Here is a 22,702-nt window from a genome sequence, read left to right as displayed (position 1 = left end):
TAATTTTGATATTGAGAATGAAGAATATTATTTCGATAAGCGTGTGTTTGTTATTGTGTTTAAATCCTTTTATGGAGATCTCGGCACAAGAACCTGCTACAATTAAAACAGATGGATTAGAATATATAATTCATGTGGTGAAGAAAGGAGAGACACTTTACGCAATTTCAAAGAAATATTCTGTTTCGGTGGAAGATATCAAAAGTGCGAATCAAGATATAGAAGAGTTTGGAATTCGAATAGGGCAGTCTATTCGAATTCCAATGAATAAAGTCAATAAAAAGGAAGCTAAGAAGTCAGAAGTAGAAATTAGTGGAGATACTATTTATCACGAAGTGTTAAAAAAAGAGACGCTTTATGCTTTGACAAAAAAGTATGAGATTTCAACTGAGGAGCTTATAAAATTAAACCCTGAATTAGAAGAAGGATTGAAAATTGGGATGAGATTAAAAATTCCGGTAATCCCTTCTGCAGACTCTACGAGTACTGAAGTAGATTTCCAAATGCCAGAGGAAGATTCATTATTACTACATACAGTGCAACCTAAAGAAACATTATATGCACTTTCACAGAAGTATGGTGTAAGTTCTGATTCTATTCAGATGGTAAACAATGGCCTTTCCGAAGGATTGCAAATCGGAAGTACTATTCGAATTCCAATATTAAACCCAAACTATGTTAAGGACAAAGATACCACTCAAGTAATTGGAGATTCTTTAACCAGAGTATTATTGGTTAAGGACACTATAAGAGTCGGGGTATTTTTACCATTTTGTACCGCGAAGAATTTAAAAGAAGAGGCAGAGGAAGAAGCTGTTGAAGAGAATGAAGAAAAAGAAGCCATGAATCTTTATGGTTTGACGAAGATCTCGTTAGATTTTATGAGAGGCTATGATTTGGCAATGGATTCGTTAAGATCTTTAGGATTTTATGTTGAGGTGGATTACTACGATACACAAAACGATACAAATGTGTGTAAGGAGATACTGGCCAAAAAGGAATTAGAAAGCTATCATTTATTTGTTGGGCCGTTATTCCAAACAAATTTTAAGTTATTTGCAGATCAAGCCAAGAAACTTGGGGTTCCTATTGTAAGCCCAGTTAAAATTTCATCCAGATTATTATTAGATAATAAGTATGTGATAAAGTCATACGCATCATCCCCAGCACAAATCATCCGAATGTCTAAATACATGGGGCGCATGTATGCAGATTCGACCATTACGGTTATATACGGAGGTGCCCAGAAGGATAAAAGGTATGCACAAATCTTCCAAAAATACTTGAGTAATACTGTTGGAGATTCCATTCCGATACATCGAATTTGGCAACCTTCAGTATACAATTTTAAGAAATACATGAAACAAGGAGCGCATAATTATGTTGCGGTAATTAGTAGTGATGAGGCTTTTGTTTCTTCATCAATGTCTGCTTTTTATGGGTTTGAGGATGAATCCACTCAAGTGTCTGTGTTAGGAATTGATAGTTGGCAAAAATTTTCAAGTATTGATTTCGATTATTTAATGGGGTTAGATGTGACATATCCTGCTCAGCAATTCGTAGATTATCAGGATGAAAAAGTAATTCAGGTAATTGAGAAATACAGAGCTTTATATTTCACTGACCCTTCTAATCATACCTGGTCTGCATTTGATATCGGGATGTATTTTGTACCTGCGATTTATGAGTCTAAAGGAAATTGGCAAGACTATATCGAAAATCATAAAAATGAAGGATTATCCTTTAAAATGGATTTTGTCAAAATCGGAGAGGATAGCGGGTATGAAAATCAAGGTGGATTTATCCTTAGGAATCATGAATATCAATTAAATTTGGCGGAATAAACAAATTATTTCGAACCAAATGAAAAAGATCTTGTATGTACTCCCATTGGTATTATTGGGAATCTCTTGTAGCAATACAGAAAATCAAACACAAAATACAACTGAGCAGGCAGAACATGTAGAAGTGGCTGAGGCGGTTGAAGATGAAAAAGCAGAAGAGTCGGTATACCCGTATTTTGCCGGACAAGAATTCGATAAAAACCAATTGTCTTCCGAGGAGGATGTGATTGAATTGATCAAAAGCTTTGATGGTAACCCAAAGGAAATCGCATTTGCATCGACCATTACAGAGAATTGTAAAAAGAAAGGATGTTGGATGAACGTAACTGCCGGTGATCAGGATATCAGAGTTTCGTTTAAAGATTACGACTTTTTTGTACCTCTTGATTCAAAAGGTCATGAAACAGTATTGAACGGTGTTTTATATTACGATACTCTATCTGTGGAGCAGTTGAAGCATTATGCTATGGATGCGAATGCAAGCCAGGACTCTATTGATAAAATTACAGAGCCAATTATTACATTGTCTTACGAGGCTACCGGAGTTTATGTTAACTAGAAACATAAAACTGTATTCTTTAGCGGCTATCTTATTTGTTGGAATGGGATGTAATTCTGAGCCTGCTCAGAAGAAGGAATCCGAAGTTCCTAATATAGAGGAAAAAGCAAAGACTAAGAAAGCCTCTAAAGGAGTTTTATACGAACCAAGTGAATTGGCACAGGTCATGCGTGAGATGTATGCGAATATGACTGTGGTGGGTGAAATGGTGGATCAAAAAGAGTTAGTTCCTGATTCATTATTGAAGGGCTATGAGCGTATGTTGAATGCAAAAGCGACTAATCCTGAAGATTTAAATGAACAGTTTTATGGATTTGCCAATGTTTGGTTAAATAAGCTTGATGGTTTTAAGCAATCGCAGGATATAGCGCATTATAATGAAGTAATGAACGCTTGTGTCCATTGTCATCAATCGTTTTGTCCTGGCCCTATAAAAAAGATTAACAGATTAAAACTGGTTCCTTAATTGGGGAATCAAAATATAACGCAATAAAAAAGGTCAGACATTTGTCTGACCTTTTTTATTGTATGATTAAATGTATAATTACATTCTTTTTTCTTTAATTCTAGCTGACTTACCAGTTCTTTCTCTTAAGTAATAGATTTTAGATCTTCTTACTACACCAACTTTGTTTACTTCGATTCCTTCAATGAATGGAGATGAGATAGGGAAAATTCTTTCAATACCTACACCATTTGAAATTTTTCTAACCGTAAATGTTGCTGTATGACCTTCACCAGTTCTTTTGATACAAACACCTTGGTAAGGCTGAACCCTTTCTTTGTTACCTTCTTTAATTTTATAGTTAACAGTAATGGTATCACCCGCTTTAAAACTTGGAAGTTCTTTTATCTCTACGTTGCTAATTGCAGCTTGTTGTACTTTCGGATTCATTTTTCTAATCTTAATAATTTCAACCCATTAAATTTGGGGGTGCAATAATACAAAATATTATTTAATATGTTAGGTGATGTGAATGTTTTTTTGACAAAAACAAAGAATATTTTTTAAGTGCTATACACTTAATCTTTAAGCATCCATGGTTTTCGCTCCAAGGTTTTTGAGACGGCTTGCTCATGACGCCAGTCATCAATGGCTTTTAAATTTCCGGAAGTAAGTATTTCCGGAACTTTCCAACCTCTAAATTCTGCCGGACGCGTATACACAGGTGGAGCCAACAAATCATCTTGAAAAGAGTCTGATAAAGCCGAAGTACCATCACCAATAGCTCCAGGAATTAGTCTAATCAAAGCGTCACAAAAAACCGAAGTAGCTAATTCTCCTCCGGAAAGAACATAATCTCCAATGGAGATTTCGTGAGTCACATAATGATCTCGGATTCTTTGATCAATTCCTTTGTAATGACCGTTGATGATAATAATGTTATCAAAAGAAGAGTACTGATTTAAATCCTTTTGCTCCAGTCGATGGCCGTCTGGGGTCATATATATGACCGCATCATAAGTTCGTTCATTTAATAGCTCATCCAACAGTAAAGCTAAAGGCTCAACCATCATGACCATTCCTGCACCACCACCAAATTGATAGTCATCTACCTTTTTGTGTTTGTTTTGACTATAATCTCTCGGATTATGAAAATGAATCGAAACAATTTGGTTTTCAATTGCTCGTTTTACGATAGACTCTGAAAACGGACCATTAAAAATTTCAGGAAATAACGTAACAATATCTATACGCATCTGATATGAGAAGAAGTTTTGAGGTTACTCTCCGCTTAACTGCTTATAGCGTTGAATAAACTTCTGGTTTTCCGGATCTAATTTCACAGCTAATGCAATTACTTTAAAAGCTTCATCCGCCTGTCCCTTAGACTCTAAATATTGAGAATAATAGTAAAATCCATCTACAAATGCTCTTTCTGATTTAGGGTTTACTTCAAATCCTCCAACTTCAGCCTGCGCCTTGAAGTAGTCCATTGCTGAATCCACAAAATCCTGACCTTCTCTATTTTTATTGTAAAGGTATACCACACCATTCATTAACTGAAGCTCTTGATTTTCCGGATCTAATTTAGCAGCTAATTTATAGAAATATGATGCTTTTGAATAACTGTCTGCAGCCAGTTGACTTTTACCTTCAATCAAAGCCATTTCAATAAGCTCGTATACAAAATCAACATTTTGGTCAAAAATGTAATCCTGATCTTTGCTCTTAAGTTTATCGTCTTTCTTTTTGAACTTCACGCCATATTTAATGGCCTCTTTGATTGTTTTTTGCTCAGGATAGAATTCCTCTAATTCAGGATCTTTAGTTAATTCGATCAGGCACATAGCTACCCATAAATAAGGTTCACTTTCACTTTTGTACTTATCATTAAGTGTCATTTTCTGAGCCTTCAACATACAGTCTTCGAATCGGCCCATTACGTATAGGTCAATTAATTTTTCATGTTTAGCTCCTGCAACCTGCGATGTTGCATTAAATGAGAATACGATTAGAAACAAAAAACTAATTGATAAACGTTGAACTACAGACTGAATTTTCATGGTCATAACAATTTAAAGTGCCACTTTTGGCGTGTTGAATACTTCGCAAAAATAAGTTTTGAGATGAAACAATAAGTATTCCAAAAATAAAATTATATGAAGCTGTCAATTGGGGAACGAATAACGGTTAGTAAAAAGGATAAAGAGACGATCATTAAGATTTTAGGAAAGACCGAAGGGTGGATGAATCATGCTTTGTTGGGATGGTTGGTACTATGGACTTTTACAGGGTTATACGTGGTCTATTATGTTTTTTCCGGAAAGCTTACTTCTGAGCAGTTATTCTTCTTTATTACGTATATCGTTTTTTGGTTTTACTTCGAGATTAAGGTATTGTATAGTTGGTTGTATAAAACCTATGGATTTGAATTGATTAAGATCACCCCAAATGAATGGTATATCAAGAAGTCGGTTTTTTCTTACGGAAAAGTACAGCGATATACACGTGAAAATATAAAAGATGTTCGAAAAGTAAAGACCGATCAAAAATCGATTAATGCAGCCTTAAACAAGTCTTTTTGGATTGTCGGCAACGAGCAAATCGTATTTGATTATATCGGTAAGAGTGTCGGAATAGGAGTGCATTTAAATGCAAAAGATCAGGGAGAACTCTTAATGCAAATCAGGAAGATTATGAAAAGGAAATAAAAAAGCCCCGAGATATCTCAAGGCTTTTTTGTGTGGAGGTAGATAAATGTAATGAACTACTATTTATCAAAAAGCTTTTTTTCTACGAAGTAATCCAGACTAATCCTGCCAGGACCTTTAGTAACTAGCGTAAGGAGTAATATGATATAGGTAACTACTGTTTCAACCCCATTTTGTAAAATCACGAAACTACCTTTATCTGTCAACCAGTTGTAGTTTCCATGTTCTTTTAAAATACCCTTAGCAGCTCCAATTCGTTCTGCTATTTCCGGGTTCAAGGCAGATTGTCCGATCACATACCAACCATGATCAATATGTACGGTTAGAATTGCGACTACCATGGTACCAATTAGAGGGATAGAGATCAATCTTGTTCCAATTCCGAAGATTAACATCCAAACGCCTAAAATTTCAGTGGTAGCAGCGAGATAGGCCTGAAGTTCCGGAAAAGGCAATCCTAATCCCCAATCTTCGTTTCCAAACCATGCGATAGTTGCTTCCATGTTATTCCACTTTTCCATTGCGGGGAAATAAAAACCTAATGCAAGCAAAAAACGAATAGCAAGCAAGGGAATATCTTGCATTTGATCTAAGAGATTTTTGAATGTTTGAATCGTTTGTTTGATCTTTTCCATAATGAATTAGTTGATGAATAATGGTGCCGTTTGGATGATACAAACATAAGATACCTCTTAGCGATGAATTGTCGGGTCAGATACAAATAAGTTTGATTTACAAAAAGTTGCAATCTATTCAAGTCATTAAAATGAAAAGGATTCAATAAACAGGACGAAAAGGTTATTGTTCAAGATATGTAATAGGATTCAAATAAAACATTTTTTTCCACCCCTGTCGATCTTGATCAGCTCTCCAAACATATGGAACTAATGTGACGATAGAATAATGTAAGTGTGGTGATTTTCCCGATGCATTACCACTATCACCAACAGTACCAATAGCAGTGTTTTTATTGACTAGTGAGAGTGGGGAAGTTTTTAGTTCGTTTAGATGGGCATAATAATGTAATCTCCATTTAGGACCCAATACAAGGACAAAGTTACCACCCATGCTGATGTTTCCGGAGTATATTACAATACCCCACGTGGCAGAATTAATCCGGGTACCCTTTTTAGCGAAAATATCAACTCCTTTATGCGTAATTGATTTACCCCAGGGATAGAACCAGAATGATTTTAAGTTATAATCTGATTTCGTAGCTCCCTGAACAGGCATTTTCAAATTTTGAGGAATAATAAAGCCAATTGACCCAATTATAAGAATGCCCATAAGAACCTTTTTTCTTCTTTTCAACTTGAATGGTTTTGAATTAGTACAGAAGTATAAACTTAAATTATCGATTGAGATTGTATACGTTTAGTAGGTCATCATCACTCGGACTCCCGGGATAAAAGCCAGTTTTTTGTTTTTGGTGTAATATAGTTGGGTATTAACCGAAGCCGTGATCCATTCAAAAAGAAAAAACTTATAATAAGAATCTATACCATACTCGTATTGCTCTTTTAATTCATTTATCTGGAGTGCTGCACCAAATTGTTCACCAGCGCGATTAAAGGGTCTTAGTAGAACTATACCAGCGCTGTAAGCACCATTGTAAGATAGAATTCGGCCCTGACCATTGGATAGTTTCATTGTAAGAATGAATCGTTTGGTCAATCCTTGATTTCCCACATAAATCCATCCGTTTCCGCTTGATTTTTCTGAACTGGATTCATAAGAATACACATCAAACACGTGTGAACTGTATAGTTTCTTCTGAGAAGGGATACTAACACGTACAAAACCCTGATACGCATAGCTGGTGTTTAAAAAGAAGTTTGCTGGATCCAGATATTCGTTTCTTGGGTTGTCGTCAATGATTTGACCTCCGATAGAAATATGATCAGAGAAATTAAGTTCCGTATAAAAACCAAAAGCGCCATCCATGTCAGGAACAGGATCCGATGCAGTTGTTTTACTAAAAAAAGTAAGTTTATCCCATCCGCTATAATCTGCAAAGGTCATGTAAAACAGAGGTTCTAATTTACCTACCGAGACATCCCAAAAACCATCAAAAAAGAAGTTTTCAATATGTAAATACTCTAATGAGAAACTGGCGTTTGATGCGTCTGATGCATTTGTGACGGAAAACATCTGTAAATCCTTTGCAAACTTTTTGGGTGCTGAACCTCCTAATAAATTAGTATGTTCTACCCAGGCATGAATATTGAGTTTGTATGCTTTTGAATTGATCAATTTACCTCGATAGATGGCGCCTATATCATAGTGCCAATTTGAACTTGATTTTTCGTTAGAAAATCCCCCTTGAAATATGGAACCCAAATATCCAACAATCGCGTGTGGTTTGGTCGAATAGCTCCAATGTTCAAAGTTGGTTTTACCAGATTTGGTATTTTCAGATGAAATACGTGAACTTTCTATGGCTTCAAATACATTTGGCTTTTGAATAATATGCGTGGTATCATTTTGAGCATACGATATTTGATACCATACCAACAGTAATAAAATAAGACGATATTTTTTCAATGATATTTATTTAAGCTGATGCGTATATTTTCCATTGACCATTGTAGCAAGAATTTGAACATCAGCTATTTCTCCCGGATTTACGTCAAATAAGTTCTTTTCAAGAATGACTAAATCGGCATATTTACCCACTTCAAGAGATCCGATTTTGTCTTCCATTCTGACTTGCCAGGCGGGGTATATTGTTACCCCTTTGATCCCTTGTTCCAAAGTAATTTCTTGAGATGCCGGAGGGAATGGAACTGAATTTGGGTCGTTAGGATTCATTCGAGTCATTGCAGATTCAATTAAAAATAAAGCACCTGCTTCTTGAGATGGAGTGGAAGGGACATCTGCAGAAATACTTACTTTAACACCTAAATCAAAAGCAGTTCGTAATTGTTGGTAATAATATTCTGTACGATCTTTTCCCAGTTTGTCCATGGCTAATTGATAAGTATTCCCCCAATCAGTTCTCCAAATAGGAGTTAAGTTCACAGGAATGTCTAATTCTCCTACACGCTTCATATCATCTGGGTGAACAACCGCAAAATGTTGAAGAGAGTTTCTGGAGTTTGTTTGTCCCGCTTTTTGTGAAGCTTCAAACGCATTTATTGTGGTATGAATTGTTGCGCTACCATCAGCATGAACCGAAACATCAAATCCTTGTTTATTGGCTGCAATAACCATTTCCTGAACTATTTCGGGAGCTATGCCATTAATACCGTGATAGTCTGGACGGTCGGTATACGGATCAATCATTAAAGAGGTATGTGTTCCCCAATTGGCTTCGGGGTGGATTTTAATTCCTTGCATTCGTACCATGTCAGAGTTATACGTGTTTTTCAGTTTTTGAGCAGCTTCAATAATATCCTGAATAGGAATACTTCCATTCTTGAAAAGATAATGCGTGAAAGTTCTTAGTTTAAGCATTCCGGAATCATCCAGATTTTGAAGATGTTGCATAGCGTATTTATTGTCCTCAAAGTATTCTTCGTATGTGGAGATATTAGGGGTAACCAAACCCAGGTTTAAAATAGCCGTCCAGCCCTGCGTAGCCGCTCGGTCATATAATTCTTTTTGACTATTAACCAGTAGTTCATCTTTATTCCAGGCTCCCGAATTACTATAAGCTTCCATCCATGAAAGTTCAACTGAATTTCCGGTAGGATTTCCTTCCGGATCACGGACCCAATAACTAAATCCTGGTTGTTTATCTACCGTGTTCTTATCGATTCCACCAGCTTCAAGCATTTTAGAGTTTAACCAGGCATCATGAATGGTAAAGTCAAATAGAATAGCTTTTTGATTAGGAACAACAAGATCTAAATCTGCAGCTGTTGGTCTTTCTGTACCGTAGGAAGTATAATTCCAACCATAACCATAGATAAATTCATCATCAGGGTGTGCTTCCGCGTATTCTTTTATTAAAGCGAGGTATTCTTCTTTGTTTTTAGCTGGAAATAAATTGACCCCGGCTTTTGTCCAGTTTGATGCAATAAGATGATCATGGCCACTCACAAAACCAGGAAGGATCATCTTACCATTCAAATCTGTTGTTTGAGTTTCTTTTCCTGAATATGATTTAACATCTTCAGAAGCGCCTACGAAAATGATTTTATTCCCTTTGATGGCAATTGCTTCGGCCCAGGGTTGCGCTTCATTGACCGTATAAATTTTTCCATTTGTAAAAATTTGGTCTGCAATAGGCGTATTCGGATTAGAGCAAGAAAAGAGTAGAAATAATAAACCGATACTAAGAAAACGTGATACCCACATACTTTTTGATTTGATAAAATTGAAATTGAGGGAGATAAGATACGGAATTTAGATGACATACGTCAAAAGTGAATAAGATCTATTGCACTCAGATTACCTCATAGATTAAAGGTGTTCTGTTGAATGGATTATGAATGAGATATGATTATAATCAGATATTATCGGGTTTTTAAGGCGGTATTATTTTTTAGATTTGACCTGTTACAAAATCAGAAGTAAATGCAAATTATCAGAACAGATTCAACTCCTAGAATGAGTAGAATAGTTGAACACAACGGAACAATATATCTATGCGGTCAAACTGCAAAAGATGCCTCTAAAGATATTAAAGAACAAACTATTACAACTTTAGAGAAAGTTGAAGAATTACTTGAAAAATCAGGGTCGGATAAAAAACATATTCTGTCGGTAACCATCTATTTAAGAGATATGAAAGATTTTTCCGCCATGAATGAAGTCTGGGATGTCTGGGTGGAAGAAGGGACTCAACCGGCAAGAGCATGTGTAGAAGCACGAATGGCACGCCCGGAATTACTTGTTGAGATGTCTGTAATTGCAGCGAAGAGATAGTATGGAATGTGAGAGGTACTGGATATTAAATGTGACAAGAATTAGCTCCTATATTTATGTGAGTTGTAATGCGACATTTTAGTCTTCATGTTCATCAGAAGAATCTTCATCGCTACCAAATTCGCCTCCAAAAAATGATGATTTAGTTGTATCATTACTATTCCACCAACTTCCGGTTCCAAATTCTTTTTCGTAATCTCGATCTGTTTTCCCTCCTCTTTCGTGTAACCAGGCTAAGGGAACACCTCTTCGTTTTCTTTCGGTAATTTTATTATCATCGAAATAGGCATATTTTGCACGTTTATCATCAAATTTAGTTGTTAGGGATTGAATTTGCTTATGAATTTTTCCTGGTTTTGACTTTCCGGATGCAGGAGCTGTGACTTCGGCAGTGCAATCAAAATATCCTGAGGGGTTTGGATTATCTGCGCCATCTTTTTTCCATGCAGATACGGAGTAATCCACAGTATGACCATCAGAGATCCATCCTTTAACAGGATACTCCACCTCATGAAGATGAAGGCTATTGGCTTTTTTTGTTATTGGGAAAAAGTTATGTAAAACTCCACGACCTCCCAGGTCGTGATTAATTAGATGTCCAGCCACCCAGCTATCATTTGTGAGTGCTTTCATGTCAGTATAAAAGTTTTTTCCCCATCCAGAAAAACCGGAAGTATCACTTCCGGTTAGTGGTTTTGCTGGATCAAGATGTGCATCTACTTTACTGCCAACCTTTATGTTATAGTCTCCGGCTTTCATATCGTTTAACGGTCCGTAATTGATTTTAGACTGAAGTTGAATCACCTGATTTTTTAACTGTGTTACCGGAGAACTATTATGAATAGATTGATGCAATTTCCTTTGGGCAACTGATTCCACACGATTGTTTTTGAAACCTATCTTAGGAAGGCTCTTTCTTTGAGCAGTAGGATTAGTGTTTTGATCAGCTTTCTGTTTTGGTGATGTTATTACGCGCGAAATCATGCGGATTGATTTAATGATTGATAAATTCAATTATCCGCTCTAAAATTACCAGATAGGATTTCGAATTAAAACGTTGAAAACACCTGTTTTATGCTGTGGTGAAATTACTTAAGAACGATCCTCTAAGCCTAAAAGAAAGCTTGTACATTTATATCAATGGAATCTATCATTTTCACATTTATTGAGATTCCAATGTCCGATCAAGAAATTGAGAAATGTTTTTTGATCATTTAGATTTTTACTTGGCTGGAATTCTCCTCCAAAAGAATACTGACTTTCACAAGCCACCATCGTAGAGCCACGAAGTGCATATTTAGAACTCCCTTCATACATTATGATTTTCATTGTTCCTGGATCAACACCGCCTCTACAGATTAATACATATGGAATACTGATTTCGGTAAGTCCGTCACCGTCTAAGTCCGTGATTGTAGTTGCTTTTGGAATAAAACCGGTATACCAGTCAACACCAAAGCACTCAGTAAAATCGTAGAGTCTCCATTTGGGTTTAAACGTTTGAGAGGTTATACTTTTATGGAATAGATATGCATATAATTCAGATTTATCTTGAAGCATATACTCTGTTGTGTCAGGATAATAATCTTTCCATTTAAAGTGACCTGTTACTGTTTGAATAAGGATGTTTTCTCCAGATTTATCATACCATTTCAAAGCTTCTACAACTGTACCTCTAAAGTTTAGATATTTGGGTATTTCATCATAATTTAATTTTTGAACTTTGATATTTTCTTCTGAATGGTCTTCGTCCCATATGTTTAACCAAATATCGGGTTCAAGATTTCTGAATTTTTCAATTCGTGATTCAGATTGAGCATTGGCTATATTGGAGATAATTAGGAAAATTATGGGAATAAAATGTTTCATCTTCTTGTTTTAGAGAGTTTGACCTGTATTCATAAAAGTCCGAAGTCAAATAATATAATTACGGACGATCCTTTAACCCAAAGTCAATTCGTTGATCAACCATTCGTTTTACAATTCCCAGTTGCCCACAATGCCACATAGTATGTTTAATATTCCAGTCCAATGCTTCCAATTTATTTTTAGCAAGGGGATGTGGGACATCAGTTGGCTCTAGTGCATCATATAATTCATCATCCGAAAGTGTCGAGATAATTTCAATTGATTTTTCCTGAACAATTTTTAAATGATCTAGTAAAGCTTCCGGGTCGGTCTGTCCAACAGATTCGTGTGGCGCTGATTTGACAAATAACCTGGCATACAATTGAATTGGGAATTTTTGATAAAGGTCAGTTTGGTGGCCACGAATAACCATGATCGTATGGAAGTTAAAACTCAATAATAAATGTCCCACCTGCCAGGATACATGTGTATCTAAATGCTCAGGAATTTCATTCCATTTTTCAAAAGGGATACTTTCAACGATTTTATTCACCCATCGGTAGGCGTCTTCAGTTTGATATTTGATTAACTCAATTTGATTCATATGCTTTAGATTTTAGGTTGTTGAATTTGACCAATCTGATTTTCTTAATTCGTAACGTCTATCTGTACAATGATCCTTGTCATTATAGAACTCCTGGGCTGGATGGAAGAATTTTTCCAGAATTTTAACGGATGGGAGATTTTCAATATTCACATCAGCAGTAAGCATTGGTATTCCCAGGTTGGAAAAACAAAAGCTGATCATACCTTTTGTGATTTCAGTACCGTAACCTTGACCCCAATAAGTACTTCTAAATCGATAACCAATTCCCCTTTGGTTCAGGTCATTGGTAAGAAGTGCGCACAGACCAATTAATTCTGTTTTATCAGTTTCATAAATGCCCCAAATCACCTGATTACATAATTCAGGAGAAGGGGAATAGTTTATTGACGATTCGAACTTTTTTAAAATATCCTCTGTAGACCATTGTGGTTGAGGTATCGGATTAATGATTTCCGGTGCCGACAATAATTCAATAAAGAAATCTTTATCGGATGGTTGAAGTTCTCTGACTTCTAATCTGTCGGTATTAAATATGATCGGTGTCATTTTAAACTATTTATGAAAGCCAGGACGTCAGTGGTAAACTTGTCGGGTTGTTGATAGTGTACCGAATGACTTGCGTCTACGTAAACCAGATATGTAATTAGCTCCGGATGCGCAGATTTTAATTGTTGATTTTGTTTTGTAAGATTCATAAAGCCGTTTGCATCGTCTTTAGTTGGATCGAAAATTAACATTGGAACATCTAGGTTTCGGTATACGATTAACGGTTGAAGAAATAACGTGGAGCTTTTAAACTGAGAACAGGTGCTTGTTCTGAATACTCCATTTACGCCATCTTCGATCGTACTTTCTTCTAACCATTCGGATAATCCTAAATTCCAAGCCCAAAAATCATTTTCATTGGATTTGATATAAGCCAGTCGCCAAAATTGTGAGTCTGAATCTTGTTCTTTGTAATAATGTTTGAACGCGTCAAATTGAGTTTCAAATGTTGTATGATTCATATACTGTGACATTTTTGTATACCAGTTTTTTACCTCTTCCTGAGATAACATTTGACGGGGAAGAAGCCAATTGGCCGAACCTCCATCTTCCAGAATGATTCCTTTAACTTTTTCCGGGTAGCTGTCGTAAAATGCAGAGACGATAGTTCCTCCTCTAGACCATCCTCCAATGATGGTTTGATCGATGTGCAGATGATCTAACAAATAATCGATATCATCAGCAACATGATAAATTGAAACATCTTTATCTGGTATATCTGTAAGTCCGTGGCCGTAATAATCAATGGCAATTACATAAATATGTGCAGCAACCAAACGATCTACAATTTCTAAAATCTCTGTGGAGTTTTGGTAAGAACCGTGTACCCAAACAAGAGGTGTATCCTGTGGATTTCCCCAGGTAGAGTAGTGCATGTTGACATTTGGGGTTTGGATATAATGCCCATGATCAGATTCAAATTTTTGATAATCTGCTACTGCTTGATCAAACTTTGATTTAAAATCAATTTGATCAGGATTCTGGGCCCAGGATATTTGCGGGAGTAGGAATAAAAAAAGTAATCGTTTAAATGTGATGTGCATCTATTTCCAATGGAGTATAATAATGGGCTAAAGATATATTCATTTGAGTATTTGCATTTATATTTTAAGATTCGTTATTAAATATTTTTAGGACCGAATCAAGGTTTTACCCAAAACAAATTCGGATTGTTGGTTTTATACGTGATATATTTAACTCCACTTTTCTTACCCGTTTTTTCCACTTTTTGTGGTGTCTGTTCAATACCATCTAATGGTAAAAGTTCTACATAAATAATTTCTTTACCTTTTTCTGTGGTCTCGGTATTGTACATGCTGTTTAATGGTGTTTCCAGACGATAGAGATTTTTAGCCATGTAATAATCCAAATAGTGTTCTTTGGTTTGTAAACTCGTTCTATTCCAATTTGCATCGGCATTAAGTACTAAAGGTTGGCCTTTTACCAATCTTTCACGGACTTCCTGAATACCCAATAGATTCCCATTTTCATCCATTACATATGCATCAAAGGTAGGGTCCATCCACAACCATTTATTTAACTCTGTACTATATACCATATTGATGACATGACAATCATCAAATTGTGTCTCTTTGGGCATACAAGTAATGTAACGAGATTTGATCCCCATGGCCAGGTAGCATTCATTTAAAATGGTAGCCATCATTCTGCAATTGACTCCGCGTTTTTCCGTCTGGCATACTTTGATTAAGTCAACAGCATTTTTTAACGCAGGATTGTTACTACTGCCATCATGTTCAACCAAATCATGAACCCAGTGCATTAAATTGAAGATTTGAGAAAGTTCATTTCCTTTTCCTGCAATAGAATCTAGTTTGAGTTCTGTTCGAATTCGTTTGAGTTCAGGTGAGTTTTGATCCTGATATGTGAATTGAGGGATAAATCGATCATCCGAATAATTGTAAGCAGCTCCATTGGTAAGAATTTCCAGTTTTGAAGGTTCCCATAAGATTTGGGTATATGCCGAATCTTTTCCGTTTACCAGAATGATAAAATCATATTTTTTATTGCGTTCTACATCAAACGAAATTGAATCCTGATCGGTATAGAATGAGACTCTTTTTGCTGAGGTTTTAAAAACATCCGGTTTAGTTTCAGGTACAATGGTCCAGGCGTTATTATAGCGTTGATCATCTTCTTTGATATCCACTTGAAGGGAAGAGGCATTAATTATCGGAATTTGATTTTGAGCCAGCAAGGTTTGAGCACATAGTAAGATAGTCAGCAATAAATTGAATTTCATCTATAGTATTGTTTAAAGTGTTAATACTTCTATTGACCGGGATAATTTTAAAATGTTGCACGGAGTTTTTATTTGGGTCAATGATTTGTTTCTAAAATAAAAAAAGGGGCCTTGGCCCCTTTAAGATCTGAAACTAAGAAAGATTTTATTCCACAATCACACGATACCTGGATGAATTTCCATCAATGATCAATTCAACAATATATGCGCCTGATTTTTTTACGGAGGCTGGTATTTCAATGTGATCTCCGTTGATTTTTATTTCACTTGAATTCAATACACTTGATTTTCCATTCATAGAATGAAACAAAACTTTAATGGATGTATTGTTACTAATTGCTACATTCTTTACAGAGAATGTTTGCCCTTTTTTAATTGGATTTGGGTATACCAAATCCGTTGAGGATACTACATTTTGATTTAAGCTTGATGCTTGATTTAATCCATTTCCATTGTTTGGTGCAATCGGAGAAGCATTAAGACTTATATCATTTGAAAATATGGTTAATGCGGTTGCATTGGAATTGGTAATTCTACAGTAATACGTGTTGGATACTCCTCCAGGATTGTTCAGTACACAAACTCTGGTATTGCAATAAGGTATTGGTGTCGCTGAACCACCCGATCTGATAAACCATTGATAACTTGTTGTACTTGGTATACCGGCATGATTTACTTCAATGGTATCTAAACCTTTCTGAATTGGATTTACCTTGGTTTGGTTAAAATAACTATGAGATAATCCATTTAAACTATAGGAGGAATATGGCGCAATATCCAGAAAGTCCAGTTTATTGTTTACCAGATTAAATGCAAAATTGGATGGATAGGTGCTGTTGGGATCATCATATTCGAAATGTTCTAATCCGTTTGAAACCAGGTAAACATATGATAAAGTAGGCATGTTTTTCACATTAAAAGAAGTAATGCTGTTACTTCCCAAATAGATGGTCTCAATAGTAGTTTGTGGTGTGCTTGTGTTACCGAAATCTACAGAACTATAATTACATGAATTTGCATTAAAGTATTTAAGATTTGGCATATTACTTAAATCCAAAGTACCATTGAGTCCGTTACTATTTTGGAGTCTTAAATAATCCAGATTGGGATAATTCACAGGGCCTACTGTGAATTGATTTAAATTGTTATTTCCAAGATCTAAATGAACAATGGTAGGAGCTACAATTACAGAGTTAAATGATGTAAGGTTATTCCCTGACAAACTGATCCTACTCACTTGATTGGTAAGTCCAATCATCAAATCGTTAATTTGGGCGTTTTCAGCTTGAATATTATTGATGACCGGAAGACGTGTCAGGTCCAAAGGTTTGTTATTGAATAGATTATTGGATATTAATACATAATGCAAGTTAGGATGGCCAATGGATGAGGTGATAAAATCAGAGATCTGATTGTAATGTGCCGTTACTGATTCCAAAATAGGCATTGCAGAAACATCTAATGGACCGGAAACATTATTACTATTCAGAATAAGATATTTAAGATTTGAATAATAAGCAGAGTTACCAGGTTTGTTTTCATTATGCAGTTCAAATGTGCTGATTCCCGTGTATTCGAAATGAAGTCTGTTTAATGCGGGCATTCCCTTTATATTCAGGGTTTTATTGGTCATATTATTGTTTGAAATATTTAAATGCACTAAAGCATCATAAAAGTTATCACTGGTATTTGTAGTAATATCTGTTAGGTTGTTTTTGGCTACCGATACCCAGGTAAGGTTGGGCATAGTGGATATATCAATGGTACCGCCCAACTGGTTATCCCAAATATCCAAGAGTCTTAGCTCTGTTAAATCTTTAAATGAAGTAGGAATAGTCCCTATGATATTATTTTGAGAGAGTCTGATTTCAGTGACTCTACAACCTTGAACCGTTATTCCTTTCCAGGTATCAATTGGAGCTGATGTAAGCCAATTTGTCTTGTCATTCCAGCTTCCCATCGTTAATGGTCCGTTTGAACTATTAAAAAAATCGACTAAGGCTAAAGAGTCCTTTTTCCGGTCTAAAGCGTTATTTGCAAATATGGAGATCTGAACATCGATGGCTTCCATAACTCCATCCACCTGACAATTATATAACCCAGCATCATTGGGTGTTATACTATTTAAAACAAATGTGGCATTGGTTGCACCAGGTATATTGGAATATGTTTTACTGGATGAATTGTATAGCACCCATTGGTAAGAGGTGCCTGAGGATGGTGCATTCAAAATAATATCGCTACCTTCCAATCCTTGAACCTTGGTAGCTTTTTCAACATTAGCAGATATTGCCGGAATATTGGCACATGGGTTTTGCGCCTGTACAGAAATTCCTATGGTGAGTATACCTAGAATTCCCAAACTGATTTTTTTCAATGTTTTCATAATGATAGTTTATTGTTCACGATCAAAAATCCAACATCCGTAATTTCATAACTCGAAAATTTTGTGTGGTGTAGAAATGTTTTTGTGAGTAGTAGTATTTTTTTTGTGAATGGAAGATTGTAATTTTTGGTGATAGAGAGGGGTAGAAGTCGCCTGATTTAAATGGAGGATGAATTATTCAAAGTAATTCCCCTATTTTAGAGTTAGCCTATTTTCTAACAATTTGGCCTTTTATAAGTTCTCCTTTTCTGATGAATTTTCCATCAGCATAGTAATCTCTAAACTGGGCAGGTAGACCTGTACTATAAGTAGAATTCGAAGAGTTTTGTAATTGATAATGTAAGTGTGCTTCGGTAGAATTTCCACTATTCCCAGTTTCTCCAAGTTTTTGCCCCTGAACAACAGTATCACCTTCAGAAACGATAACCGTTCCCTTTTTAATATGTGCCAAAATAGAATATTCGCCATTAAAATGATCAATCATGACGTAATTGCCGCTAGATAATTTTTCGTTTTCATTTACCTCTCCAGGGATATTATCATCGATATTGTTTTCCACTTCAATAATTTTTCCAGTTCCAGGAGCGTACAAGGGTTTACCAAAACAGTGATAATCTTCGTTTTTATTTCCATTTCCGATGTAAGATTTACCGTTAACTTTTATGACGATATCAATGGCATATCTTTGACCCAGGCCCCAGGTAATAAAATGGTGACCACCTTCATGATGTGTCTTACCACCATGAAAAATATACCATTGATCTTGAAAAGGTAGTTTTAAATCGGTTTTCGTTTGGTAGTTTAAATAAATGTCTTCTTCAAACTCTCCATCATTTCCTATGAATGCTTTTTGACAGCTTCCCAAAATGTATATGGAGCCTAAAACTAAAAGTGGGAGACTGATGCATTTTGAATATTTCATATGGATTAAAATTTAAGATTGATTCCGGTTGATATTCTACTTTGTAACTCTCTGTAAATGTTCTCAGATTGTAATCTATCGTACCGAGAGCGGAACTGAGTAACAAGATTGAGCCTATTTGAAAGGGCATATTGATATTCAATATTAAAAATATAACCTTGATATTTATCGGGTAAATAAATGTCAGTGTCTAATTTGCCGTAGACGAAAAATATCATAGGAATTGATAACTGTGATATTATGAGATGTTTTTCGTTTATTTGATATGCGATTCTTGCAGAAAAATCCAGTCTTTGACGCACTTCACCTGCGATTATACCACCATATAGGTGAGCTGCGGATTGTGTGAAAAAACCAATATATAGAATCCATTTGTTTCTATCAAATACCGGGTATAAAACGTTTAAACTTATTAGGTCACTTTTGTATTCCAAATTTAAAGCTGGAATCCGTTCAGAATTGAGTTCCGATTTCCAGTGTTGGTATCTCAGTTCTACGATTCTATTTTTTTTTGTATTACGTATATAATTGACCTCAAAGACGGGACTATGGTAGTGGTATTGAGATACTGGTGCTAGAGTTAGATTTTTAAATCCCCCCCAGCAATAACCGATTTTAATGCCACCTTCGTTTTTTAATTTTGTGTTTTGTCCGAATGAGATACTGACAACGAAAAAGGTAATGACAATTGCGAAATATTGTTTTTGAATCATATTTAATTTGACCATTTCGGATGAATTTAAGATGGGCCAAACCTAGTGCTGGTTAAGGGAAGTAAGGTTCCGAAACCTCTAAAAAGCACGAATCCGAACTTATTTTTGCATTTTTTTATATGCGCTTGGTGTCATTCCTGTATGTTTTTTAAAAGAATTGTAAAAAGTGGTTTTGGAAGAGAATCCACACTCCAATCCGATTGCCAACAGACTGTAATTGTCAAACTCTGGATTGGACATAATCTTTTTTACTTCTTCCACACGGAAACGATTGATAAAAGTCGAAAAATTATCTCCGGTAACAGCATTTACAATTCGGGAAACATAACCCGGACTGATGTCTAATAACTCCGCCACTTTTTCCCGGTCCAGGGTACTGTCTCTATAAATTTGGTCATTGATACACAGACTTTCTAGTTTTTTGAAGTAAGAATTTTCTTTGGTAAGGGACTCGGTTTTTGTTACATCATCTGTTTTAGATAGTTCAGGTTTATTTATGACGGGGGTCGTATGGTTTAGCTTTTGTTTGGCAATTAATGCTCTAATTTCTTCCTGATCTTTTGCAATTCTAAATTTAAAAATTCCAAAATAACTTATCCAGTGCATTAAGAACGCTGCAATTAAAGTAAGTATCATCATAACGGATTCAAATTCATTATCTAAAAAAATACCGGAAAGAAGAATCAAAACCCAGGAACCAAATAGGGAAAAAGTTAAAAGCCATAAATAGGTAAGCCACTTTTTTTCCTGGGTGTTATTTGAAAGTTTGATAAAGGTGTATGTGTAAATTATAATACCGGGGATAAACAAAAAAATGATCAGGATTTCAATGATATTGCCTGAAAGTTGAATGATTGATGGAATTTGTAGTGCGTTGGTAATTGAATCTTCATCCAGAATACTGTGAATGAGAGAAAATAAATAAGGTATGAACAGCCCCATTTTTTTTCTGGATTTTTTTATGGGGTGATCAATTTGATGAATAACATATAAAAAGATAAAAATAGGGAACAGGGTGCCAGAATCAATTATATCAATAAACCTTAGAAAAGGATAGGTATTATATATCCCTGTACCTTCATCAAGAACAAAGTTTAGCAGAGAAATGGAAAGTGAAAAAATGCCAAAAGCCAGATATTTATTTGCTTTACTTTTAAATATAGGAGATTTTAAAATGATAAATCCTAAAACAAACCCTTGAAAAATAGCGATATTAAGAAATGTAATTAATAAGGTCATTTTGTTGAGTATTCTTGTAAGTTATTGAGCCTGTTTTAAAGCCATTCAATATTGATTTTATAGCGGCTTTGAGACCATTTTAACTAATGTCATTTCATCATTCAGTTTAGTAGGGAATTCTGTAAAGATTCCATTTACACCAATGTCATCCAATGCATTTAATTCTGTTATTGAGTTTACCGTTACAACTTTTTCCCCTTCGCTTAGCCAAACCCAAAGTCGTTTATTTCTTTTTTTGACGTGATTTATTACTCTATGGGTTAGAAGTTTAATGTTACCAAATTGCACTGGTAACATTAAAATATTTGATTTTATTGGGAATAAACTGTCCAAAAAAAGAAAACTACTGTAGACCATTTTTTTTACTTCTTTCGTTGCAGCTCCATATTCCCAATTCGGACGTTTTATTTTAAATTTTGATAGTACTTGGTCGTAATGACTGACCACGACAATTTGCTTTTCCATTTTATTGCGCTCTATTGTTTCAATTATTTTATCAATAGCATTCAAATTACTAGTATGTATATCGAGTAATAATTTTGCATCTGGAAAAGAATAACAAACTTCTTCGAGGGTTGGGATTTCTATTGGTTTTTGGCGATAAGGGAATTCAGAGCCTACTTTAAAATTGTATCCCGCATTTAGTTTTTTGACGGAATCTAAGTTCATTTCATGAATTACATTTATAATTCCGGTTGTTCTTTCTGTATCATAATCGTGAAATAAAATAATATGTCCATCTTTTGTAATTTGTAAATCCATTTCAATGCGCCAATTGGGATTCACTTTCAGGCAGTGTCGAATTCCTTCGATTGAATTTTCAGGATTTTCCCCTCTGCCACAACTATAACATATTATTTCCAAGGTTCGTTTATTATTATGGTTAGTAATGGAATTGACGAATTGATACGCTTATTCGTATTAAATGTTTAGCTCAAAGATATAACTCAAGAACCTAATTGAGCGAGAATGATCAAAAAGTTAGACTACATCTGTAATTAATAGAAATTCCTAAAAAAATGACAGAATACAAAATGACTAAAAGCCCTCACATAAATTTAAAACCTAAAATAGAATAGAAAGACAAACCATGTGATTAAATCATTTTCCAGGTAAAATATACATACTGTATTATTCCCATTTGCGTATTTAACCCTACTGAAAATTCCGTTCTCTAAATGTGATGTTAATTCTACCTTGTGCACACTTTTGATTCTTTACTAGACTATGTGTATATCTGGATTGACAATAAGCCCCCATAATGATGAGACTCCCATTCGCTAACTTTAAATTATAACATTCATCACCAGTATTAGCCCTAAAACTAAACTCTCTGACTGCGCCCAAACTGATTGATGGTAGAATGGTATTGCATCCAGAAGTCTCCTGATCACTATGATATGGTGCAAAATAATTACCATCCGGGTAATACAAACACATAGCAAGGTCAAATTCCTTTTTCAATAACTGTTCAACCTTTTTTTTCAATTCTAACATTTTACCTTTAAAAGCAAAAGTTTGACCGTGTATTTCTTCCGGATGACTTTTTTGGTCCTTCAATTCATCTGTTAAAAACAAAATTTTGAAACTATCCGTTTGGGTTAATCGTCCTCCTGCTTCAATTATTATTCTGGCTTGATCTATTTGATATTGATTTATCAATAGAACATACAATTCGTTTGACTCTTTGTGAGTTAAGAAGTCTTTGATATAATCGACTGTACAGTTTATAGGTAGTCTCATTTTA

24 protein-coding genes are annotated in these 22,702 nt (G+C 35.2%); 5 read left to right on the top strand and 19 right to left on the bottom strand.

Going from position 1 to position 22,702, the window contains the following annotated elements; translation table 11 throughout:
- Positions 1–71 precede the first annotated feature (71 nt).
- From KFE94_02995 to KFE94_02985, 3 genes are read left to right on the top strand one after another with little or no spacing between them, the layout of a single operon-like run.
- A complete protein-coding gene (locus KFE94_02995) occupies positions 72–1,844 on the top strand; it encodes a LysM peptidoglycan-binding domain-containing protein (protein ID UTW67097.1) in 1,773 nt (590 codons plus the stop codon).
- A 19-nt stretch (positions 1,845–1,863) separates the two neighbouring features.
- The gene (locus KFE94_02990; protein UTW67096.1) at positions 1,864–2,403 is read left to right on the top strand and encodes a DUF4920 domain-containing protein; all 540 of its coding nucleotides are present in this window, start codon (positions 1,864–1,866) and stop codon (positions 2,401–2,403) included.
- Positions 2,393–2,869 carry a hypothetical protein gene (locus KFE94_02985; protein UTW67095.1) on the top strand — a complete coding sequence of 159 codons (477 nt, stop codon included), beginning with the start codon at positions 2,393–2,395 and terminating at the stop codon, positions 2,867–2,869. The genes KFE94_02990 and KFE94_02985 overlap by 11 nt, the downstream gene beginning before the upstream one ends.
- Positions 2,870–2,947: 78 nt before the next feature.
- Here KFE94_02985 and rplS read toward each other — a convergent pair whose 3' ends face one another.
- From rplS to KFE94_02970, 3 genes are all read right to left on the bottom strand, one after another.
- Positions 2,948–3,298 (bottom strand): 50S ribosomal protein L19, encoded by a 351-nt coding sequence (gene rplS / locus KFE94_02980; GenBank protein ID UTW67094.1) that lies wholly within the window; start codon positions 3,296–3,298, stop codon positions 2,948–2,950.
- A gap of 128 nt (positions 3,299–3,426) precedes the next feature.
- On the bottom strand, positions 3,427–4,104 hold the full coding sequence (gene trmD / locus KFE94_02975; protein UTW67093.1) for a tRNA (guanosine(37)-N1)-methyltransferase TrmD: 678 nt from the start codon (positions 4,102–4,104) through the stop codon (positions 3,427–3,429).
- 24 nt (positions 4,105–4,128) lie between these two features.
- Positions 4,129–4,911 (bottom strand): hypothetical protein, encoded by a 783-nt coding sequence (locus tag KFE94_02970; protein UTW67092.1) that lies wholly within the window; start codon positions 4,909–4,911, stop codon positions 4,129–4,131.
- Positions 4,912–5,007: 96 nt separating this feature from the next.
- Between KFE94_02970 and KFE94_02965 the strand changes: the two genes are divergently transcribed.
- Complete coding sequence (locus tag KFE94_02965) at positions 5,008–5,559, top strand: hypothetical protein (protein ID UTW67091.1); 552 nt, start codon at positions 5,008–5,010, stop codon at positions 5,557–5,559.
- Positions 5,560–5,618: 59 nt separating this feature from the next.
- Here the strand turns inward: KFE94_02965 and KFE94_02960 are convergent, their stop codons facing one another.
- The 4 genes from KFE94_02960 to KFE94_02945 all read right to left on the bottom strand — a co-directional run bounded on the left by KFE94_02960 (position 5,619) and on the right by KFE94_02945 (position 9,861).
- On the bottom strand, positions 5,619–6,194 hold the full coding sequence (locus KFE94_02960) for a DoxX family protein (protein ID UTW67090.1): 576 nt from the start codon (positions 6,192–6,194) through the stop codon (positions 5,619–5,621).
- A gap of 163 nt (positions 6,195–6,357) precedes the next feature.
- Positions 6,358–6,870 carry a M23 family metallopeptidase gene (locus tag KFE94_02955; protein ID UTW67089.1) on the bottom strand — a complete coding sequence of 171 codons (513 nt, stop codon included), beginning with the start codon at positions 6,868–6,870 and terminating at the stop codon, positions 6,358–6,360.
- A 63-nt stretch (positions 6,871–6,933) separates the two neighbouring features.
- On the bottom strand, positions 6,934–8,103 hold the full coding sequence (locus KFE94_02950) for a hypothetical protein (GenBank protein UTW67088.1): 1,170 nt from the start codon (positions 8,101–8,103) through the stop codon (positions 6,934–6,936).
- Between the two features lie 6 nt (positions 8,104–8,109).
- Positions 8,110–9,861: an amidohydrolase gene (locus KFE94_02945; GenBank protein UTW67087.1), complete on the bottom strand. Its 1,752-nt coding sequence runs from the start codon at positions 9,859–9,861 to the stop codon at positions 8,110–8,112.
- A gap of 219 nt (positions 9,862–10,080) precedes the next feature.
- On the opposite strand from KFE94_02945, the gene KFE94_02940 reads away from it, so the two are divergent.
- A complete protein-coding gene (locus KFE94_02940; protein UTW67086.1) occupies positions 10,081–10,431 on the top strand; it encodes a RidA family protein in 351 nt (116 codons plus the stop codon).
- Between the two features lie 78 nt (positions 10,432–10,509).
- On the opposite strand, the gene KFE94_02935 is transcribed toward KFE94_02940, so the two are convergent.
- The 12 genes from KFE94_02935 to KFE94_02880 all read right to left on the bottom strand — a co-directional run bounded on the left by KFE94_02935 (position 10,510) and on the right by KFE94_02880 (position 22,698).
- Positions 10,510–11,415 carry a hypothetical protein gene (locus tag KFE94_02935; GenBank protein ID UTW67085.1) on the bottom strand — a complete coding sequence of 302 codons (906 nt, stop codon included), beginning with the start codon at positions 11,413–11,415 and terminating at the stop codon, positions 10,510–10,512.
- Positions 11,416–11,568: 153 nt separating this feature from the next.
- Positions 11,569–12,300, bottom strand: a complete 732-nt coding sequence (locus KFE94_02930) for a hypothetical protein (protein ID UTW67084.1) — start codon at positions 12,298–12,300, stop codon at positions 11,569–11,571.
- 58 nt (positions 12,301–12,358) lie between these two features.
- Positions 12,359–12,883, bottom strand: a complete 525-nt coding sequence (locus KFE94_02925; protein UTW67083.1) for a DinB family protein — start codon at positions 12,881–12,883, stop codon at positions 12,359–12,361.
- 12 nt (positions 12,884–12,895) lie between these two features.
- A complete protein-coding gene (locus KFE94_02920) occupies positions 12,896–13,432 on the bottom strand; it encodes a GNAT family N-acetyltransferase (GenBank protein UTW67082.1) in 537 nt (178 codons plus the stop codon).
- Positions 13,429–14,475, bottom strand: coding sequence for an alpha/beta hydrolase (locus KFE94_02915; protein ID UTW67081.1), 1,047 nt, complete (start codon positions 14,473–14,475; stop codon positions 13,429–13,431). The genes KFE94_02920 and KFE94_02915 overlap by 4 nt, the downstream gene beginning before the upstream one ends.
- A 98-nt stretch (positions 14,476–14,573) precedes the next feature.
- The gene (locus tag KFE94_02910; GenBank protein UTW67080.1) at positions 14,574–15,695 is read right to left on the bottom strand and encodes a transglutaminase domain-containing protein; all 1,122 of its coding nucleotides are present in this window, start codon (positions 15,693–15,695) and stop codon (positions 14,574–14,576) included.
- 145 nt (positions 15,696–15,840) lie between these two features.
- Entirely contained in the window at positions 15,841–18,081 is a 2,241-nt protein-coding gene (locus KFE94_02905; GenBank protein ID UTW67079.1) for a T9SS type A sorting domain-containing protein, read from the bottom strand.
- Between the two features lie 208 nt (positions 18,082–18,289).
- Positions 18,290–19,003: a M23 family metallopeptidase gene (locus KFE94_02900; protein UTW67078.1), complete on the bottom strand. Its 714-nt coding sequence runs from the start codon at positions 19,001–19,003 to the stop codon at positions 18,290–18,292.
- Positions 19,004–19,008: 5 nt separating this feature from the next.
- Entirely contained in the window at positions 19,009–19,731 is a 723-nt protein-coding gene (locus tag KFE94_02895) for a hypothetical protein (GenBank protein ID UTW67077.1), read from the bottom strand.
- Positions 19,732–19,815: 84 nt separating this feature from the next.
- The gene (locus tag KFE94_02890; protein UTW67076.1) at positions 19,816–20,955 is read right to left on the bottom strand and encodes an AraC family transcriptional regulator; all 1,140 of its coding nucleotides are present in this window, start codon (positions 20,953–20,955) and stop codon (positions 19,816–19,818) included.
- 57 nt (positions 20,956–21,012) lie between these two features.
- A complete protein-coding gene (locus KFE94_02885) occupies positions 21,013–21,819 on the bottom strand; it encodes a hypothetical protein (GenBank protein ID UTW67075.1) in 807 nt (268 codons plus the stop codon).
- Positions 21,820–22,110: 291 nt separating this feature from the next.
- Entirely contained in the window at positions 22,111–22,698 is a 588-nt protein-coding gene (locus KFE94_02880; GenBank protein UTW67074.1) for an alpha-ketoglutarate-dependent dioxygenase AlkB, read from the bottom strand.
- Between the last annotated feature and the right edge of the window lie 4 nt (positions 22,699–22,702).

This window comes from bacterium SCSIO 12643 (genome assembly GCA_024398135.1).
GTDB lineage: Bacteria > Bacteroidota > Bacteroidia > Flavobacteriales_G > Salibacteraceae > CAJXZP01.
The sequence above is the reverse complement of the archived record's forward strand: the minus strand, read 5'-3'. Positions and strand labels throughout refer to the sequence as shown.